Origin of the sequence: Allobosea sp. LjRoot9 (genome assembly GCF_964252745.1) — a bacterium.
Taxonomy (GTDB): domain Bacteria; phylum Pseudomonadota; class Alphaproteobacteria; order Rhizobiales; family Beijerinckiaceae; genus Allobosea.
Genome location: NZ_CAXUPC020000007.1, coordinates 240,999 through 259,801, shown reverse-complemented (window position 1 = coordinate 259,801; position 18,803 = coordinate 240,999). Strand labels below are relative to the sequence as shown.

The 18,803-nt window shown below is 66.6% G+C and carries 19 protein-coding genes; 9 read left to right on the top strand and 10 right to left on the bottom strand.

The genetic code is table 11. The annotated features are described in order from the left end of the window. Positions 1-48: 48 nt before the first annotated feature. On the top strand, positions 49-621 hold the full coding sequence (locus tag ACSQ3P_RS24120) for a DUF1214 domain-containing protein (protein ID WP_436167998.1): 573 nt from the start codon (positions 49-51) through the stop codon (positions 619-621). An 83-nt stretch (positions 622-704) separates the two neighbouring features. Then, the gene (locus tag ACSQ3P_RS24115; protein ID WP_436167997.1) at positions 705-1,277 is read left to right on the top strand and encodes a DUF1254 domain-containing protein; all 573 of its coding nucleotides are present in this window, start codon (positions 705-707) and stop codon (positions 1,275-1,277) included. Here ACSQ3P_RS24115 and ACSQ3P_RS24110 read toward each other — a convergent pair whose 3' ends face one another. After that, a complete protein-coding gene (locus tag ACSQ3P_RS24110) occupies positions 1,278-2,030 on the bottom strand; it encodes a hypothetical protein (RefSeq protein ID WP_436167996.1) in 753 nt (250 codons plus the stop codon). Between the two features lie 23 nt (positions 2,031-2,053). Beyond that, entirely contained in the window at positions 2,054-2,305 is a 252-nt protein-coding gene (locus tag ACSQ3P_RS24105; RefSeq protein ID WP_436167995.1) for a hypothetical protein, read from the bottom strand. A 254-nt stretch (positions 2,306-2,559) separates the two neighbouring features. Between ACSQ3P_RS24105 and ACSQ3P_RS24100 the strand changes: the two genes are divergently transcribed. Further along, positions 2,560-3,693, top strand: coding sequence for a DUF2336 domain-containing protein (locus ACSQ3P_RS24100; RefSeq protein WP_436167994.1), 1,134 nt, complete (start codon positions 2,560-2,562; stop codon positions 3,691-3,693). Positions 3,694-3,766: 73 nt separating this feature from the next. Here the strand turns inward: ACSQ3P_RS24100 and ACSQ3P_RS24095 are convergent, their stop codons facing one another. The 4 genes from ACSQ3P_RS24095 to ACSQ3P_RS24080 form a co-directional block, all read right to left on the bottom strand. Further along, positions 3,767-4,102 carry a DUF1491 family protein gene (locus ACSQ3P_RS24095; RefSeq protein ID WP_069690248.1) on the bottom strand — a complete coding sequence of 112 codons (336 nt, stop codon included), beginning with the start codon at positions 4,100-4,102 and terminating at the stop codon, positions 3,767-3,769. Positions 4,103-4,221: 119 nt separating this feature from the next. Continuing rightward, entirely contained in the window at positions 4,222-4,797 is a 576-nt protein-coding gene (locus tag ACSQ3P_RS24090; protein WP_436167993.1) for a hypothetical protein, read from the bottom strand. Positions 4,798-4,810: 13 nt separating this feature from the next. Next, positions 4,811-6,619, bottom strand: coding sequence for a sensor histidine kinase (locus tag ACSQ3P_RS24085; protein ID WP_436167992.1), 1,809 nt, complete (start codon positions 6,617-6,619; stop codon positions 4,811-4,813). A 122-nt stretch (positions 6,620-6,741) separates the two neighbouring features. Further along, positions 6,742-6,975, bottom strand: a complete 234-nt coding sequence (locus ACSQ3P_RS24080; RefSeq protein WP_436167991.1) for a hypothetical protein — start codon at positions 6,973-6,975, stop codon at positions 6,742-6,744. Here ACSQ3P_RS24080 and ACSQ3P_RS24075 point away from each other — a divergent pair. Both ACSQ3P_RS24075 and ACSQ3P_RS24070 read left to right on the top strand, forming a co-directional pair. Then, on the top strand, positions 6,974-7,270 hold the full coding sequence (locus ACSQ3P_RS24075; RefSeq protein ID WP_436167990.1) for a hypothetical protein: 297 nt from the start codon (positions 6,974-6,976) through the stop codon (positions 7,268-7,270). The genes ACSQ3P_RS24080 and ACSQ3P_RS24075 overlap by 2 nt on opposite strands. A gap of 233 nt (positions 7,271-7,503) precedes the next feature. Beyond that, positions 7,504-7,932 carry a SufE family protein gene (locus ACSQ3P_RS24070; RefSeq protein ID WP_436167989.1) on the top strand — a complete coding sequence of 143 codons (429 nt, stop codon included), beginning with the start codon at positions 7,504-7,506 and terminating at the stop codon, positions 7,930-7,932. 39 nt (positions 7,933-7,971) lie between these two features. Here ACSQ3P_RS24070 and ACSQ3P_RS24065 read toward each other — a convergent pair whose 3' ends face one another. Continuing rightward, a complete protein-coding gene (locus ACSQ3P_RS24065) occupies positions 7,972-8,427 on the bottom strand; it encodes an Lrp/AsnC family transcriptional regulator (RefSeq protein ID WP_069690243.1) in 456 nt (151 codons plus the stop codon). 161 nt (positions 8,428-8,588) lie between these two features. On the opposite strand from ACSQ3P_RS24065, the gene ald reads away from it, so the two are divergent. Beyond that, positions 8,589-9,704 carry an alanine dehydrogenase gene (ald, locus tag ACSQ3P_RS24060; RefSeq protein WP_436167988.1) on the top strand — a complete coding sequence of 372 codons (1,116 nt, stop codon included), beginning with the start codon at positions 8,589-8,591 and terminating at the stop codon, positions 9,702-9,704. Positions 9,705-10,182: 478 nt separating this feature from the next. Then, positions 10,183-11,472, top strand: a complete 1,290-nt coding sequence (locus ACSQ3P_RS24055) for an NAD(P)/FAD-dependent oxidoreductase (RefSeq protein WP_436167987.1) — start codon at positions 10,183-10,185, stop codon at positions 11,470-11,472. A gap of 195 nt (positions 11,473-11,667) precedes the next feature. Here the strand turns inward: ACSQ3P_RS24055 and ACSQ3P_RS24050 are convergent, their stop codons facing one another. Next, positions 11,668-12,084 carry a MucR family transcriptional regulator gene (locus ACSQ3P_RS24050; protein WP_092169332.1) on the bottom strand — a complete coding sequence of 139 codons (417 nt, stop codon included), beginning with the start codon at positions 12,082-12,084 and terminating at the stop codon, positions 11,668-11,670. 406 nt (positions 12,085-12,490) lie between these two features. On the opposite strand from ACSQ3P_RS24050, the gene ACSQ3P_RS24045 reads away from it, so the two are divergent. Beyond that, positions 12,491-14,620, top strand: a complete 2,130-nt coding sequence (locus tag ACSQ3P_RS24045) for a S9 family peptidase (RefSeq protein ID WP_436167986.1) — start codon at positions 12,491-12,493, stop codon at positions 14,618-14,620. Here the strand turns inward: ACSQ3P_RS24045 and ACSQ3P_RS24040 are convergent, their stop codons facing one another. Further along, positions 14,621-16,063, bottom strand: coding sequence for a hypothetical protein (locus ACSQ3P_RS24040; protein ID WP_436167985.1), 1,443 nt, complete (start codon positions 16,061-16,063; stop codon positions 14,621-14,623). It lies immediately after the preceding gene. 307 nt (positions 16,064-16,370) lie between these two features. Between ACSQ3P_RS24040 and ACSQ3P_RS24035 the strand changes: the two genes are divergently transcribed. After that, on the top strand, positions 16,371-16,970 hold the full coding sequence (locus ACSQ3P_RS24035; RefSeq protein ID WP_436167984.1) for a superoxide dismutase: 600 nt from the start codon (positions 16,371-16,373) through the stop codon (positions 16,968-16,970). 75 nt (positions 16,971-17,045) lie between these two features. Here ACSQ3P_RS24035 and ACSQ3P_RS24030 read toward each other — a convergent pair whose 3' ends face one another. Beyond that, complete coding sequence (locus tag ACSQ3P_RS24030; RefSeq protein WP_436167983.1) at positions 17,046-18,740, bottom strand: methyl-accepting chemotaxis protein; 1,695 nt, start codon at positions 18,738-18,740, stop codon at positions 17,046-17,048. Positions 18,741-18,803 lie beyond the last annotated feature (63 nt).

The window sequence follows — 18,803 nt, the reverse complement described above, 5'->3', positions numbered from 1 at the left end:
TCAACTTCGGCCGCCGGCCTGTCGTCAGCCGGTTCGGAAAGCAAGGCCATGCGCGCGCTGGATCTCGCTTACGTCATCGCACTCGGCGCCGGGCTGGGGCTCGGCTCAGCCCATTTCGCCGTCGCCGGCAGACCTCTGCTCGGCATGGTCCGGATCGGCCCGTGGGACGCCTGGCCGCGCGGCGGCGGGCGCGATGTCGACCCCTATATGCGCGCCTATCTGGCGCGCGGCGTCCATCTGCCGCTGGGCGCGGGCGAAGGCCTCGAACTGATCGCGAGCCGCGACGATCGCGGCCAGGCGCTCGACGGGCGTTGCCGCTATCGGGTCTCGGGAGCGACACCGACGACGCGCGGCTGGTCATTGAGCGTCAGCGACATGGATGGGCGGCCGTTCCGCCTGCCGCTCGACCGCGGCGGCTTCACCGATGCGGAAGTCGTCCGCGAGGAGAACGGCGCCTTGCGTATCACGGCGGCGGCCGAGCCGCAGACCGGAAACTGGCTGCCGCTGCCGGGTAGCGGGCGTTTCCAACTCCGGCTGCGGCTCTACGACACGCCGATTTCAAGCCAGGCCGGCGAATTGCGGCCCGATGTCCTGCCCGGCATCGTCCGGCTCGGCTGCTGATGACGACGCTCGATCAGGCTCGCGAACGCGAGACACCGATACTCCCGGGCCAGGCCGACGCAACGCCGCGGCGGCGTTGGCCCATGCGGATCATCGGCGCAGCGCGGCGCCTCGCCTATGGGACGATCGCGGGGCTGGTGCTCGCCGGCATCGTCCACATCGTCACGGTGCTGCTGATCCCGCTCCTCTCGAACAGCGATGCCACCAGCGCCTATCTCTCACTGGGCACCAGCGGCCATGCCGAGTTGGTCTCGCCGCGCAGCGCCGACAGCGGGCTGCCAGTGCCGCGCGAGGCCGATCCTGCGGCTGTGACCGCGATCTGCAGCTACGATCTCTCCGCCGGCCCGATGCGCGTCGTCGCGCGCACCGGCACATTGCCGCTCGGATTGACGCTGCACCGGCGCGGCGGTGGGGTGCTCTACGCCATCACCGACCGCGCCGCGATCCGCGGCGTGGTCGAGTTCCTGGTGATGACGGAGGAACAGCGCGACGAGCGCGCCGCGCGCGACGAGGAGGGCGAGGCCGTGCGTGAATTGCGCATCGTCTCCGACACGATGCAGGGCCTGATCGTCGCCCGCGTGCTGGCGAAACATCCCTCCGACCGCGAGGACGCCGGGGCGCTGGCAAGCGGCGTCGCCTGCGGCCTCGCCGAATGATCAGCCCTTGTAGACGACCGGCGGCTTTGGAGCCCGCTCAGCAGGCTCCTGCCCGCGCCCGGCCCCGCCGAAGGCGCCGATGAGCGGCAGCTTGCATAGCGGCCCGGCTTCCGCCTCCAGCGCCATGATGCTGCGCTCGGCCTTGATCGCCTCGCGCGACGGCATCTCGACCACGAGGTTCGCCAGCGCGTAGCGGTAGCTTTCGATCCGAAAGCCCACGCGTTCGCAGACCCAGAGGATCAGCCCCTCATTCTCGACGACGCGGGCCATGGCGGGGTCGGCCTTCTCGGGCGGCACCAGGGGCGAGCCTTCGACGGCGCGCATGCGCACGCGATCAGCCGCCACGACGCGCGCCGCATTGCCGCGAAACGGTGTGACCAGCAGGCGGTCGGCATTCGCATCCTCGGCGAGCCTGTTGTAGCGCGAGGCCTGCGAGGCATAGGAGCCGCCGGTCAGGCCGCGAAAATAGTCGGATGCCGCGTTCGACTGCGCCGCGACCGGCAGGATGCGCGCATGAGCGAGATCGGAGACCTGACGCTCGAACAGGTTGCGCTCATGCGCCGGCATGACCAGCCGCCAGGCCCTGTCGCGCAACTGCTCCTCGTCATCAGTCATCCTGAAATAGGAGGCCGCCTCGCCACGAAAGGTCGCCGACCAGAAACCGGCCTGCGGCGCGATCGTATCGCTCCAGAGATTCGGACGCGGACGTCCCAGATCGCCCGTGCAGGCGCCTCCCGCCAGGGCGAGCAGCAAGGCCAGGCTTCGACAAGCGCTCCTCACACCGGCTGTCCGGCGCTTTTCGCACGGCCCTGCCTCGGCGTGGCGCGGCGCTTGCGCGGTGCCCGCCGGTCGATCGCGGCGGCCTCAGCCTGGCGCTCGTAGCGCACGCCGGTGAAGAACAGGATCATCGCCGTCCCGCGAGCCGGAGAGCTCTCCTGCGAGGTCGGCGCCGGCTTGTGCGAGGTCGGCGCCGTCTCGGCACGAGACGCAGACTTGGGACGAGACGCAAACGGAATGACATCGGCCATTATGACGCGCCTCCTTGTCCGGCGCCTTGAGCTTTTGGAAACGGAAGCGGGCTCTCTTGCGGAAAACCGAATTCCCCGCCTTAGCACCCGCTCCGGATCGCGGTTGTCAGCAGGGCTTCGAGCCATACGGGGCAGAACCCGCATCGACGCTTAGGCCCTCCTGTCCGCATCAGGCCTCGACATGGTTAACACCCTCTTAAAGCCTCGCGGGTTAGGATGGCTGGACCATCGAAATTCCGCACAGAGTTCCCTTCATGCCCTCGCGTATCACCTCCGAACTTGCCCAGCTCGCCCGCCTTGCGCGCGATGGCGGGCTCGATCTCAGCCAGGTTTCGCTGCGAGTGAAGGCCGATCTGCTGATGTCTTTGCCCAGGCCGCCGCAGGAGGATCTCGACGCCTTCCGCGAGATGGGGGAGGCTCTGATTCCCGCCATCGACGACGCCACGGCCGTGATCCTGGCGCGCAAGCTGGCCGGCTGGCGTTACGCACCCGCATCCGTGCTGCAGGCCCTGAAGTCGCGCGGTGGCGCGGTCGTCGTTGCGCTCCTGCGCCATGGCATGCCGCTCCCGACCACGGAAATCGAGGCCCTGGCGGAACAGGGTGACGACGAGATCGCGCTCGCCATCGCGGAGCGCGCGGATCTGACCGCGACGGCGGCCCTGATCCTGGCTGATCGCGACCTGCGCCCAGTCGATCTGGCGCTGATCGCCAATGCGGCCTCGCCCCTGCCCCACATGGTGCTCGACCAGTTGCTCGAGCGCTCGCGCACCGAGCCCTCCTACGCCCAGCTCCTGCTGGCGCGGCCCGATATCGCCAGCGCGGATCTGGCGCCGCTTTATCTGCAGGCCGGCTCCCAACGGAAAACCGCGATCATCGAATCGCTGACGGCGCTGGAGTCCTTCGCCCCGGCGGAGCGGCGGCCGCAGCTCGCGCCAGACCTTTTCGCGGGCTGGCTGGCCACGGCCAGCAACGACCCCGCCGGCGCATTCGGCGCGATCGCGAGCTATGTCGGCGGCGGGCAGGCCCTGGCGGAAGCGATGGCCGCCGACACGTCGCGCGATCTCGCGGCGCTGGCGTTGACGGCGGCCGGGGCGAGCGTGGAGGACGCGACGCGCTTCATGATCAGGCTCGGCGACGAAGCGGCCCATTCGGTCGACCGCATCTTCGCCCTCGTCGCCCTGATGCGCCTGGTGAGGCCGGCTGTCGCGCTCAGGATCATCATGCAGGTCGCGGGCGTGCGTGCGCCGGTCGTCAGCCGCAGGGGCCGGCATCAGCCGGCGATGGATCCGAGCAATTCGCCAAATCGCAGCGGCGCCGCCAAGCCGGAGAGCCAGACGCTCGTCTCCGATGTCATGCGCAAGCTCGGCCTGCGGCGCGAGAACGGCTGACCGGCCTGAGCATTGCGCGAAAAAGTGGGTACCGGTTTTTCGCAGGAGCAATGCTCAGAACTTTTGGAATCGATCAGGCCTCAACGAGATCGAGCCTGGGGTCGCCCTGCCGGTTCTCGATCTCGACCAACCAGAGATCGGAATCGAAACGCCGCTCGCGGGCGACGCGCTCCTCGATCGAGCCCGGATCCGCATCGAGGATGAGCTGGAAGCGCCGGTTACCCTCGTCATCAGCCAGCGATTGCGGCGCGGGACCATAGAGCGCCGCCGTGCCGTCGAGGCGATCGAGCTTGACGAAGATCGCGCCGGCCTCACTCGCGCCGCGCCGACGCAACACCGCGACCAGCCCGTCATGCGCCGCCTGGCGCAGATAGGCAGAGACCCAGAAATCGCTCGTGAGGCGCGCCATGATCGAAATCCCCGAATGGATGTCGGCCCCGGCTAGAGCGCCTTCGCGGTGCTGTCCAGCCGCGCCGCGATCGCGATTGCAGCTACTCGACGCTGCGCTGACTTAAGCGCTGTGAAGGCTCAGCGCTGAGAAGGTTTGGCGCCGCGGATATCGGCCGGCGGGCGAATATCCCCCCCATTGATCAGATCGGCGATCGGATCGCGCACCGCGGCGCTGCGGGTCACCGGCGCGGGCGCAGCGGCAGCGGTGGCCGGAGCCGTGCGCGGAACGTTGGTGACGGCGGCGGGCGGCCTGGGCTGCGTGGTCTCGCGGATGAGCTGCGTCAGATCGCTCGGACGGGCCGGCGGGACGAAGCCCTGCGTGGAGGCCTGAGCCGACGCAGGCTGAGCGGCGGGCGTCACAGCCGCAGCGGGCGTCTCCGTGCGGCGCTCGCCCGAGCGTGCATAGGGCCCCTGCATCGGAGCCGACAGGATCGGAGCGGGGTGGCGCACCTTCTGCATCAGCATCGCATTGGCCAGGATCGCGGCCGCTACCGCGGTGAAGACCAGCAAGACGAAGGCGCGGCCCGGGCGACGGCCGACGGCCCGCCAGATCCGCGACAGCCAGGGCGCCTTGCGGCGCGGTGGCGCGGCGCGCTTCATCGGCGCGGTCAGAGTGGAACCGGAGCGGGCGCGGGCGGCTATCGTTGCGGACATGCTTGGCTCTTGATCAGGCGGTCAGACGGACGGGTTCTTTGGATTCGAGGCCGCGGCGCGGGGCGCGGGCGAAGGTCGTGATCTTGACCGGCAGGGAGCTCGCAGCGACGCCGCCGACCGGCAGCCTGACGGCGACGCGCGTGCCAACTCCCGGCGCGCTCTCGATCGTCAGCTTACCACCGTGAAGGCCGACAAGGCCGCGCACGACGGAGAGGCCCAGGCCCGTGCCTTCGTAACTGCGGTCATAGCTGCCGCCCGCCTGGAAAAAGGGCTCGCCCAGCTTCGGCAGGTCGGCGGCGGCGATGCCGATCCCGGTATCGGCAACCGAAAGGTCGATCATATCGCCGTCGCGAACCACCGCGAGCACGACGCGGCCATTGAGCGGCGTGAACTTCACCGCATTGGAGAGCAGGTTGATCATGACCTGCTTCAAGGCGCGGCGATCGCCCAGAACGGGCGGCAGGTCAGGCCCCAGCACCCGCTCCAGCGAGACCTGGCTCGCCTCGGCGCGCAGCGCCATCAGCGCGCAGCAATCCTGGGCCACGGCGGCGATGTCGATCGGCTCCTGCTCGATCGTCATCGCGCCGCTCTCGATTTTGGAGATGTCGAGCAAGGTGTTGACGACATCGAGCAGGTGATGCCCCGAGCCGTGAATGATCTTGGCGTATTCCTGGCGCTTCTCAGCGTCGAGCCACTCCTGCGCATCGTTGCTCAGCATCTCGGAGAAACCGATGATGGCGTTCAGCGGTGTGCGCAGTTCATGGCTGACGGTTGCGAGGAACTGACCCTTGACGTCGCTGGCCTTCAAGGCCTCGGCATGACCACGGGCGCGCTCCTCTTCCTGCGCCTGGCGGGCCGTGATGTCGCGCATCACGCAGACCACCGCCACACCGTCCCTGGCGCCCGCGTCCTCGATCCGGTGCGCGCGCATCTCCAGCCAGAGCGAGACCGGCGCCCGGGCGTTGGCGTCGCCGCTGCGCGGCACGAAGAGCGTCCGGAAGCAGGCTGTGGCAGCACCGCCGCCATGGGCCGCGTCGCTCAGGGCCTTGAGGAAGAGCGGCCGGTCGGCGATGTGCACCCGCTCGAACAGGCCGCGCCCGCGCAAATCCTGCGGATCAGCCCCGGCGAGCGCCTTGGCCGCGGCATTGGCGAACAGGACCGAGCCGCCGGCATCGTGCCAGGTGACGAGATCGCCGACATTGTCCAGCAGGAGCTGGGCGCGCGCATCGGAGGCGCGATGCTCGCGCAATTCGTCGTCGCGCCGGCGCAGGAAGCCGATGGCGACCGCCATCGCGTACAAGATCGCGATCATGACGAAGCTCGGCATCATACCCGAGGTCCAGGGTGCCGGCGCCGCGAAGGCGCCGAACTGCTGCAATATCACGACGCTGCCGAGCGCGATGGCGGCGATGGCACTGGCGCGCGCCACATAAGGCCGCGAGCCAAAGAACATCGCCTCGGTCGGCACGGCCGCCAACCAGAGCAGCAAGGGCGACCCCGCGCCGCCTGTCATCCCGGCAAGCGCGGCGATGAACAGCGCCAGTGCGCTCGCGGAGATGCAATGGGCGATGTCGAGCCGGCCGCTGCGCGAGAGCGTGACGACCGCGATGAGCGGCAGGGCGGCGGCGATCATGACGAGAGCTTCGAGCGTGCCCAAGGTTCCGCGCCAGGCGAGATAGGCCGGCGCCAGGCCGAGCGCGACGGCGCCGACCATGAGGCGCGTCAGAATGAAGCGCTCATGCCGCATGCGCTCAAGCGAGTTCGGCAGCACCGATGCGTGCACCAACGCCGCCACCTGTGTCCTGATCGCAGACATCGTCATGAGAAATCGCAAACGCCTGACCTTCTGAGGGCTGGTTCGCCCGTGTTGCAGCGATCCTCGCCACCGCCGGTTTAAGCGGGGCTTAAGGCCACTGCCCAGCAAGACCGGCCCGGCGCCGCAGATCAGCGAATAATTCGATTGATTTCAGCGGCTTGTGGAAAATCAAAAAGCTCCGCCGCACAGTGACGATGTTGCTGGCAGGGTGAATGGAAACTGAAGATCGCATCGCGCATTTGCTTCAAATGCGCGGCTTCGGGATGACGCGATCTTTTGGGTTCGCAAGCTATGGTGCCGGTGGGTTCGGGAGAGACAGCGACCGCTCTTAGGTCTTTGATGCGGGAACGGGGACGAAGCATGGCCTATATTCTGCGCAGTCTGGCAGTGATCGGCGTGATCGCGCTGAACTCGCCTGTCCATGGCGGGAAGTCGATGGAGGGTAGCGCCGTCGAGGCGGTGCGCGGCGTCGCAAAATCCGCAGCCCGTATCGACAGCCACGGCGCCATGCAAAGCCTCACTGCCGCCCGCGAGGCCGCGCAGATCCTTGCCGGTCTCGATCCGGACACGCGCCAGCGCGTCTTGTCGCTCGCGCTGCCAGGAGCCACCGCCCGCCCCGGAACCTCCGAGCAGGACAGCAAGGCCGGCTCGCGTTAGATCATGTCGCATTTGGACGGTTCCGTCCGAATGCGAAAAACATGATCGATTCCAGGAGCTGAGAGCATTGCGCGAAAAATCGGTGCCCGCTTTATCGCGCAATGCTCTAGGATTGGCGGAGGCAGAGCGCCTGCGGCACGCCGACGCTTGACGACGCAGGGGGACGCGCCGAAGACGCTGTCTGCCACGTTCCTGGACGAAGGGAGCCGGCATCCTCATTGCGCAGCGTGGACATGAGCACCAACCTCGACGAGATCATCGCCAATTTCGAGCTGCTCGACGATTGGGATGACCGCTATCGCTATCTGATCGAACTCGGCAAGGGCCTGACGCCCTTGCCCGAGGCGGAGCACAACGACGCCAACAAGGTCCGCGGCTGCGCCAGCCAGGTCTGGCTCGTGGCACAGCGCGAGGGCCCGGCCGGCCCCGACAGCGTGCTGCATTTCAGCGGCGACAGCGACGCACATATCGTGCGCGGGCTGGTGGCGCTGGCGCTCGCCATCCATTCGGGCCGGACCGCGAAGGAGATCCTCTCGACCGACGCCTTCGCCATCTATGAACGCCTGGGCCTCGCCGCCCATCTCACGCCGCAGCGCTCGAACGGCGTCCGCGCCATGATGGAGCGGATCAAGGCCGACGCACGCGCCGCCGCCCAGGGCTGAGCTTCAGAAGGCTGAGCTTCAGAAGGCTGACCTGCAGCCTCACGGTAGAACGGGCCGGTCGATGATTTGCCGCAGGGCAAAGCTCGATTGAATTCGCGCGACATGCGGCAGTCGAGAGAGCTGGGATTTATGCACATTCTCGAAATCTTCGACATCGCTCGCAACGACTGTCAGCAGATAGTCGTCGGCACCGGACATTAGAAAACACCGGAGCACTGACGGGCAGCGTGCCACCGCCTTCTCGAAAGCGGCGAGCGCCTCTTCGCTTTGACTGTCCAAAGCGAGCCGAACGATGACCGTGACCCCGAGTCCGAGAGCCTTTTGACTGAGGCGGGCGTGATAGCCGACAATGACTCCCTCTTCTTCGAGCGTGCGCTGCCTCCGCGCAACAGCCGTCGCCGACAACCCGATCGTCTCAGCAAGTTTGACGTGGCTCGTCCGACCATCTCGGACGAGCTCCTTCAGCAACGCGCGGGAGAGATGATCGAGGGGCATGAGATTCTGGACCTGAAGTGCAGCTCTGCGCAGGAAAGCAACAGCTTTCGCCCATGCTACGCCGTTATCACGCGCCGCCTACTGAAAAATCGACGCATGACGCAGGAAACGCCGTGACGAAGCGCGATATGATGAACCAATAAACCAATGGGAGGGGTGCTATGCGTATCGGCGTTCCGAAAGAAATCAAGGTTCACGAATACCGCGTCGGGCTGACTCCCGAAGCCGTGCGAGAATACGTATCCGCCGGCCATGCGGTGATCATCGAGACGGGAGCGGGGGCTGGCATTTCGGCGTCAGACTCTGCCTACGAGGCCGCCGGCGCTCGCATCGTGGCGAGCGCGGTCGAGGTGTTTGCCGAGGCCGACATGATCGTGAAGGTCAAGGAGCCGCAGCCGGGCGAATGGGCGCAGCTGCGACAAGGCCAGATCCTGTTCACCTACCTGCATCTCGCTCCCGATCCAGCGCAAGCCGCCGGTCTGGTCGAATCCGGCGTTACAGCCATAGCGTATGAGACCGTCACGGACCGCTTCGGCGGCCTGCCTCTTCTTGCGCCGATGAGCGAAGTTGCCGGGCGGCTCGCGATCGAGGCTGCTGCGGTTTCTCTCAAGCGCCATGCAGGAGGACGTGGCATGTTGATTGGCGGCGTGCCCGGCGTGCCCCCGGCGCGCATCGTCGTGATCGGAGGCGGCGTCGTGGGAACGCATGCTGCGCGCATGGCGGCAGGCCTCGGCGCGGACGTGGTGATCCTGGATCGGTCGCTTCCGCGCTTGCGGCAGCTCGACGAATTGTTCGGCGGTCGGGTGCGCACGCGCTTCTCGACGCTCGACGCGATCGAGACGGAGATATTCGCTGCCGACGTTGTCATCGGGGCCGTGCTCATCCCGGGTGCCGCGGCGCCGAGGCTCGTGTCGCGAGCACAATTGTCGGGCATGAAGCGCGGCGCCGTGCTCGTCGACGTCGCGATCGACCAAGGCGGTTGCTTCGAGACCTCGCGCGCGACCACCCATGCCGATCCGACCTATGAGGTCGACGGCGTGATCCACTATTGCGTCGCGAACATGCCGGGGGCGGTTCCGCTCACCTCGAGCTACGCCCTGAACAACGCCACTCTCCCATTCGGGCTCGCCCTGGCGTCGAAAGGCCTCGATGCCATTCGCAGCGATCCTCACCTCGCGGCCGGCCTCAATGTCCATCGCGGGGAGATCACGAATGCTCCGGTCGCGGCGAGCCTTCAGAAGCCCTACAGGTCGGCAGAAGAGGTCTTGGCTGGGTAAAGGCTGGCTGGGTAGGAGCGAGCGGGATCGGCGCGCCCTTCCAGATGGGCGAGTTGGGTGTGAAGATGGTCTCCAAGCCGAAGAAGGAAGAGGTCGACAACTTCGTCGAACCCGCGCCGTCCTGGCCGCCAGGACAATATCGACAAGCCTGAAGCCAGGCTGTCCCGGCGGTGCGGGTCGTTCGATCGCGCTGATGCAGGTCGCTCGCTTTTCGGCTGCGTGCTTGAGGATTGAATTTCACAAACCGCCATTCAATCACGGTATCCGCGTGATAGTCAGCCGGGAATCGGTCACTGACGTTTCGTCGATATGAGCATCCGATAGAATGCTATGCCTTCGCGGCGGTGGTCTATGCCGTGTTCAGTTATGACATGGGCTCCTACGGCCGCTTCCTTGAGTGCCGCCTCAGAACCGACAACGACCGTAGCCCGGCCGCCTGAGCGGTCCCCCCTCCCGCGACAGGAGCACCGGCACTCTCATGCCGAGCTATCCCGACACCTTCTATGCTCGCACCATTGCCACGAGGCACGACCGGCCTCGCCTGCGCGGATCTGTCGAGGTCGAGACCTGCATCGTCGGCGGCGGGCTGGCCGGGCTGACCTGCGCGTATGAACTCGCCCGCGCTGGGCGTTCGGTTGCGGTGCTGGAAGCGCAAGCCGTCGGCTGGGGCGCGTCGGGGCGCAATGGCGGCTTCGTCGGCTCGGGCTATTCGCGCGGCTACGCCTCGATCGCCGGCGCCATCGGCGAAGACAAGGCCCGCGCTCTGCACAGGCTTTCGATCGAGGGCATGCGCATCGTCGCCGACACGATCCGCGACCTCGGCGTGACGGACAGTGTCGCCCCCCTTCCGGGCAAGCTCGCCGCCGTACGTTACGACAGCGGCGACAGGCTGCAGCGGACTGCAGAGCGGCTGGCGCGCGACTTCGGCTACGAGGTGGAATTCTGGCCCCGGGAACAGGTTCGCGAGGTGCTGCGCTCGCCGAGCTATCATCAGGCCCTGTTCGATCGCAATTCCTTTCACATCCATCCGCTGAACTACGCCCGCGCGCTCGCCGACGCGATCGAGGCGTTGGGCGGGCTGGTCATCGAGAATGCCCGCGTCGTCTCGGCCGATCTGTCGGGCGCGCAAAAATCTGTCGCCACCGCGGGCGGATCGGTCACAGCGAAGAATGTCGTGATTGCCTGCGGCGGCTACACCGACGGGCTGGTGCCGAAGCTGCGCGCCAGCCATCTGCCGATCGCAACCTATGTGCTGACGACCGAAGCCGCGCCCGATGCCCTGGCGCAGGTCATCGGCACGCGCGCCGCCGTCAGCGACGACCGCCGTGCGGGGGATTACTACCGCTTGGTCGAGGACGGGCAGCGCCTGCTCTGGGGTGGGCGCATCACCACCCGGACCAGCGAGCCGCGCGATCTCGCAGCGCTGCTACGCCGGACGATGATCGCGACCTATCCGCAGCTTGCGGAGCTGAAGATCGAGATGGCCTGGTCGGGCCTGATGTCCTATGCGCGGCATCTGATGCCGCAGATCGGCCGGCTCGGGCCCGGTGTCTGGCATTGCATGGGCTTCGGCGGGCACGGCCTCAATACGACGGCAATCGGCGGGCGCGTCGTCGCAGAGGGCATTCTGGACACAAGCGACCGCCACACCCTGTTCGAGCCCTTCGGCCTCGTCTGGAACGGCGGCCCTTTCGGCACGGCCGCTGTCCAGGCAACCTATTGGAGCTATCAGTTCGCCGACTGGTGGCGCGAGCGGCGGACACCCTGAATGTATCCGTTCAAGCTGAGCGCCGATGAGGCCTTGTATCGATCGCCAGGATTTTGCGGCACTGCCGTCGCTGATCGCCCACGCCGATGAGCGCGACCAAACACGAAAAAGGCCGCCGGCAAGCCGGCGGCCTTCTGAACTCCAGGGCGAGCGCCATGCGCCTGCGCGCAACCGGCCCGCTGCCGTGGCGTCGTCTCAGCGGCGCTTGCGGCGCTGCTGGCCGAGGCCCATCTTCTTGGCGAGCTGCGAGCGCGCTTCGGCATAGTTGGGGGCGACCATCGGATAATCGGGCGGCAGGCCCCACTTCTCGCGGTACTGCTCCGGGGACATATTGTATTGCGTGCGCAGATGGCGCTTCAGCGACTTGAACTTCTTTCCGTCCTCAAGGCAGATCAGGTAATCGGCCGTGATCGACTTCTTGACCGGAATCGCGGGCTTGGGCGCCTCGGCCGGCAGGATCGGAGCAGCACCGCCAACAACGCGGCTCAGCGCAGCATGCACATCACTGATCAGAGCAGGTAATTCGGATACGGGGACAGAATTGTTCGAGACATAGGCCGAGACGATGTCAGCCGTCAGCTCGATGAAATCCGAACCGTCATTATCAGTCATGATAGCATCACTCCTTATGTGTTTCTTGGACCTAGGCCTTGCCTGATCGCCCACGCCGGTCAAGGCGCCGATGCCTACGCTGATAACGGCCGGCGGTTGGTCAAGAACCTGCAGCCATAGAATCATCCCAAGCGGATCGATCAGATAGTCATGTAGTCGATACTCAACGACTCCGCAAGTGAATGAGTCAGCGCGAATACGATCGCAGGCAAGCAATATCGCAACGGGCCTAAATGCAGTGGCGCTCGGCACTGTGCAGGCGCGCGCATTAGCGCTCGTCATGGTTGTCTTGTCAGAGATGACAACCATCTCTACCAGTCATCGGCGACAGGGGATCATGGTGCCTTCAATGAGCGCAGCGAAATATTCAGAAAACATTTTAAGCTCTTCGTCGCGACGGAGAATCATGCCTCCGCGGGCCGAGATCCGCACGCAGACGAAGACCGTCCACGGCGTGGAACTTCGTGACGACTATGGCTGGCTGCGCGCCTCGAATTGGAAAGATGTGCTGCGTGACCCGGACGCGCTGCCGAAGGACATTCGAGACTATCTCGAAGCCGAAAACACCTATTGCAAGACGCTGATGGCCCCGACGCGCCCGCTGCAGCGCGCGCTCGTCAAGGAAATGCGCGGGCGGATCAAGGAAGACGACGCCAGCGTGCCGCAGCCCGACGGTCCGTTTCTGTATTATTCGCGCTACCGCAAGGGCGGCGAGCATCCCCTGATCTGCCGCAAGCCGCGCAACGCCAAGGCCGGGAGCAAGCCGCGCGAGCAGATCATGCTCGACGCCGACGCCCTCTCCGAGGGCAAGGATTTCTTCGACCTCGGCGATGCCAGCCACAGCCCCGACCACAACCTGCTCGCCTGGAGCGCCGACGAGGCCGGCTCGGAATTGCACAGCATCCGGGTCCGCGATCTCGCCACCGGCCAGGATCTGGAAGACCGTATCGACGATACAACCGGAGAGATGGTTTGGGCGCGCGATTCACGCTCCTTCGCCTATGTCCGGCTCGATGCCGACCACAGGCCGTCCAAGGTCTTTCGACACCGTCTTGGAACGGATCCTGCGAGCGATGAGCTCCTGCATGACGAAAGCGATGCCGGCATGTTCGTCGACATCGACGAAACCCAGTCGGGCCGCTTCCTGCTGATCTCGATCGGCGATCACGAGACCTCGGAGACCCGGGTCGTCGATCTCGCTTTGCCCGATTCACGGCCGGTGACGATCGCCCCGCGCCAGCTCGGCCGCCAGTACAGCGTCGAGCATCACGGCGAGGCGTTCCTGATCCTGACCAATGCCGAAGGCGCCGAGGACTTCAAGATCGTCACCGCCCCCCTCGCCTCGCCCGGGCCCGAGCAGTGGCGCGATCTCGTGGCGCACCGGCAGGGAACGCTGATCCTCAGCCATCTCTGTCTCGCGGGCCGATTGATCCGGCTCGAGCGCGAGGAGGGCCTGCCGCGCATCGTGATCCGTGACCTCGCCAGCGGCAGCGAGAGCCAGATCGCCTTCGATGAGGAGGCCTATGGCCTGGGCCTCGACGCCGGTTATGAATTCGAGACCGACAGCCTGCGCTTCATCTACGCCTCGATGGCGCGGCCGGCCGAGACCTATGATTACGACATGGCGACCGGAGAGCGCAGCCTGCTGAAACGGCAGGAGGTCCCCTCCGGCCATGACCCGGCGGCCTATCGCGTGCGCCGCATCTTCGCGACAGCCAAGGACGGCGCCAAGGTGCCGATCTCCCTGCTGCACCGGGCGGATACCAAGCTCGACGGCTCGGCGCCCTGCCTGCTCTACGGCTATGGCTCCTATGGCTCGGCGATGTCGGCCTCGTTCCGGACGCGGCCCCTGAGCCTGGTCGATCGCGGCTTCGTCTACGCCATCGCCCATGTGCGCGGCGGCACCGACAAGGGCTGGCGCTGGTATCTCGACGGCAAGCGCGACAAGAAGACCAACACCTTCACCGATTTCATCGCCGCCGCCGAGGCGCTCACCGAGGCGGGCTTCACGGCGCGCGGGCGCATCGTGGCGCAGGGCGGCAGCGCCGGCGGGATGCTGATGGGCGCCGTCGCCAACATGGCCCCGAGCCTCTTTGCCGGCATCCTCGCCGAGGTGCCCTTCGTCGACGTGCTCAACACGATCCTCGACGACACCTTGCCGCTGACCCCGCCGGAATGGCCGGAATGGGGCGATCCGATCCGCGATGTCGCAGCCTTCGAAACAATCCGCGGCTACTCGCCCTATGACAACGTCAAGGCCCAGGCCTATCCGCCGATCCTGGCGATGGGCGGCCTCACCGATCCGCGCGTGACCTATTGGGAGCCGGCGAAATGGGTGGCGCGGCTGCGCGCGACCATGACCGGCGGCGGCCCGGTGATGCTGCACACCAATATGGAGGCCGGCCATGGCGGCTCGGCTGGGCGCTTCGATTCCCTGAAGGAAACCGCCCTCTCCTATGCCTTCGCCATCCAGGCCGTCGGAGAGGCTTGGGCCGTGGGAGAAGGCTGGCCCAAGTCGGGTGAGCCGGAAGCCTGATCAGACGCCGAGGCGGCTCTTCTCGCTGGCGAGATAGATCTTCAGCTCGTCCATCGAGGCGAAGTTGTAGTCGCCATCGGGCGTGCGCGCCTTGATCGAGCCATCGGCGAAGATGGTGAAATGCGCGTCGCCGACCTGATAGGCGCCGACGATGCCCTCCTCGGAGGCCGCCGGCGGCGCGGCAGCGGAAGCCTCCTCCTCGAGAGTTTCGTCGCCGGCAGCTTCGTCGCCGGGCCTGACTGATGCGGCATCATCTTGGTCGGCCTCGTTTTGGCCGGCCTCGTCTTCGGGCAGCTCGCTCGCCGCAGCCGCAGCCGGCTCGGCCTCATGCTCATGCCCGTGCTCTTGCGCCGGCACTTCGACACCATGCGTCACAGGCGGCCATGGCGGCAGCTCGGCCTCGGTCTGCGGCGCCTCGGCCGGTGTCGGGGCTGGATCCTGCGCGTCATCATGATCATGCGCGTCGCCATCATCGGGGAACCAGGAATCGTGCTTTCGCGAGGGCGCCGCCATCCAGGCCGCGGCGGATTCGATCGCTTCGGGATCACGCGCTGCCGATAGCGGGGTCTCCACCTCGGCTGGTGCGGACGCCACGTCTGGCTCGCCGAGCTGCAGGCGCTTGGACAGGCTGTCACGCAAGGCGCCGAACTCGTCATCGAGCCCCGTCATGCTCGAAGCGGCGAATTCGCGGGATCGCGGCTCCGGCTCCGGCCACTGCAACAACTCCTCGAAAGAGCTTTCGAGATCGCTCGGCGCGGAACCGTGCGGCTCGGCCTCGGTCTCGATCGAAGCCTTGGCCTTGGCCTGCAATGGCTCGGCTGCAGCTTCAGCGGTCGACTCGGCCTTGTCCGCATCCGCCGCCTCGGGAGCAGGCTCCTTCGCTTCCTCCCCAGCCGACACGGGCTCCGCTTCCGACGCCTCGGCCGCTTTCGGCGCGTCAAAGGGAGCCGAGCTTGCAGCCTCCGCCGCCGGCGACGACGACGCTTCCTCATGCGCGAGCAGCTCGCCGAAGAAATCAGGCTCGTGCTCGGCAGCCGCTCCCGCCTCAGGCGAGACGTCCGGCTGCGTCGCATGCGCGGCGCTGCCGGCGATAACGGCCGCGCCGGCACCGGCCGCCAGGCCAAGCCCAGCAACCGTCCCCACAGTCACTCCCGCGGTCCCCTGGCCCCGATGGGCAGCACCTTCAGCGAGAGCCGGCTCGCCGCCGGCCATCGAAGCGAGCGATGCCGCCAGCACGGCGTTGGACAGGCTCGTCCTGAGGCGGCGGATCTCGACCAGCACATAGGACAGCATCAGCATGAGCAAGCCGGCCGTCGCGGCGATCGCGCCGATGATCACCTCGGTGAAACCGCGCTCGAGCACCAGATAGGGCCAGCCATCGACGATGGCCGCAGCGCCGCCACCGAGGAAAGCAAGGCCTAGCAAGATGAAGATCGTGATCAAAGCAGCATTCCTGACAAGACGGCCAAAATGGCCGACGATGGCACAGGCATTCCAGCCATCTTCTAACACATTGAATAAGAGAGAGTTTCGATAACGCGCCCGGATAGGACGATGAATCGGGCGTCAATGAGGCGCGCCCGTTCTCAAGACATGGCCCGGTCCCCGGCTGAAGCGGTTGCCCATGGCGAGGCGGAGGCTTAACTAGCGTATGGAATGGCGGGCCGCTCCACCAAGCGTCCCGGCTCAAACCGTTCACCGGAAAGCCATTCTCAGTTCAAGCGATTTGACAGCCCAAGGAGAGGCAACAATGTCCTTTACCCTTCCCGATCTGCCCTACGCCCATGACGCGCTCCAGCCCTTCATGTCGAAGGAAACGCTGGAATTCCACCACGACAAGCATCATCTCGCCTATGTCACCAACGGCAACAACGCGATCAAGGGCACGGAATTCGAGGGCAAGTCGCTCGAGGAGATCGTCAAGGCCTCGTTTGGCAAGAACCCCGCCGTGTTCAACAATGCCGGCCAGCACTACAACCACCTGCACTTCTGGAAGTGGATGAAGCCCAATGGCGGCGGCAAGCTGCCGGGCGCGCTCGAGAAGGCGGTCGTCGATTCCTTCGGCTCGGTCGAGAAGTTCAAGGAAGACTTCGTCGCCGCCGGCGTCGGCCAGTTCGGCTCGGGCTGGGCCTGGCTGGAAGTGAAAGGCGGCAAGCTCGCCATCTCCAAGACCCCCAATGGCGAGAGCCCGCTGGTCCATGGCGCGACCCCGATCCTGGGCGTCGACGTCTGGGAGCACTCCTACTACATCGACTACCGCAACCGCCGCCCCGACTATCTCAAGGCTTTCCTCGAGAGCCTGGTGAACTGGGACTACGTCGCCGAGCTCTATGACGGCGCCAAGGCCTGAAGCTTTCGAAGCCTGAGACAGATATGCAAACGGGGCCCTTACGGGCCCCGTTTCGCGTTAGCTCGAGCGACCGGCTCAGGCGGCGACGCTGTGCAGGAACTGGTCGACCGTGGCGCGCAGGCGCAGGGCCTGGGCCGCGACCTCTCCCGCCGCGCCCCTGACCTGCTCCGCCGACTGCCCGGTCTCCTCGACGCTGTCGGCGAGCACGCTCAGATCGCTCGACACCGACAGGGCCGAGGAGCTCGCCATGGCGACGCCGCTGGCGATCTCACCCGTCGCGATGGCCTGCTGCTCGATCGAGGTCGCAACCGAATTGGCGAAGCTCTCGATCGCGCCCATGCGCTCGGCGATGTTCTGGATCGCGCCGACGACCTCGCCGGTCGCGCCCTGGATGGCGCCGACCTGGGCGACGATGCGGTCGGTGGCGTCCGCCGTCTGCGAAGCGAGGCTCTTGACCTCGGCGGCGACGACCGCGAAGCCACGACCGGCCTCGCCGGCGCGGGCCGCCTCGATGGTCGCGTTCAGCGCCAGGAGATTGGTCTGGGCCGCAATGTCGCGGATCAGGTTCACCACCTCGCCGATGGCGCGCGCCGTCTCGTCGAGCGCACGCACAGAGCTTGCCGTGTCGCGCGAGACGGAGGCCGCCTCGACGATCTCGGCGCGGACGCGCCGGACCTGGAACTCGACCTCGCGAATGGCCGCGCCCATCTCCTCGGCGGCCTGGGCGGCGTTCTCCACGTTGACGGACGCCCCTTGCGAGTTCTGCGCGGCGCGCGCCGCACGGCCCGAGGATTCCGCCGCGACGCGGGCAAGACCGTCAGAGGCCTCGCTCATCCGGTCGGCATTGCTCTTGAAGGCTTCCAGCGCGACGCCGACCTCGGCGCGAAACAGCGCGATCGCCTCATCGACGCGCTGCTGGTGCTGGCGTCGCTCCGTTTCCGAGACATGCTGCTTCTCCTGCAGGACCGCGCGCTCGCCGAGCCGGACCTTGAGGATGCCGAGCGCATGAGCGATGGCGCCGATCTCGTCCCGCCGGCCGAGCGCGTCGATCGGCGTGTCGAGCTTGCCGTCGGAGATGCTGACGATCGCCCGCGTCATGCTTTTCAGCGGCTTCATGGTGCGCGAGAGCGAGATCCAGAGCAGCGGCCCCAGCACCAGCAGGATGGCAATGCCGAAGCCGATCGTCGCGACCTGTTCCCAGGTGGATCTCGCGACCAGGCGCGTCTTGTCGAAGCGGACCGCGATATAGCCGATCTGCTTCTGGATTCCGCCGACCTTCACCACATGCAGCTTCGTGACGAAGGTCTGATCCTCGATCTCGGTCGAGGTCACGCCCGCCATGACATCCCAGGGCGCGCGGCCAAGCGCGGCGGTCAGCGCGCGCGGTGTCAGGGAGAGGCGCGCCTCCTCGGTGCGGCCGGCGCCCGCCAGGATCGAAAGATCATCGGCCACGATGCCGGAATCGAAATCGGGATCCCGCCGCAGGGATTCCAGGATGTAGCCCAGTGTGGTGGTGTCGCGCGCCAAGATCAGCGCCGGCGACGCATTGACGACCATGGTGGTCAGCGCCGTCATCTTCTGTTCGAGGTCGTCGCGCGTCTTAGTGTCGTTATAGCGCGCGACGGCGACCACGACGAAAACGATGGCGATCGCGACGAGAGCCACCGCCGCGCCGGCGATCTGGCTGCCCAGCGACTGGGTGACGCCTTCCCTGGCCGCGAGCGCTTGGGCAGGGGTCGCTGCCTTGTCGGCCCGCTTGAACCATTTCATTGCGCAGATGTCTCCCCGCTGTCGCATGCTAGGCGCGCAACCGACTGCGATCCCCGGACACGC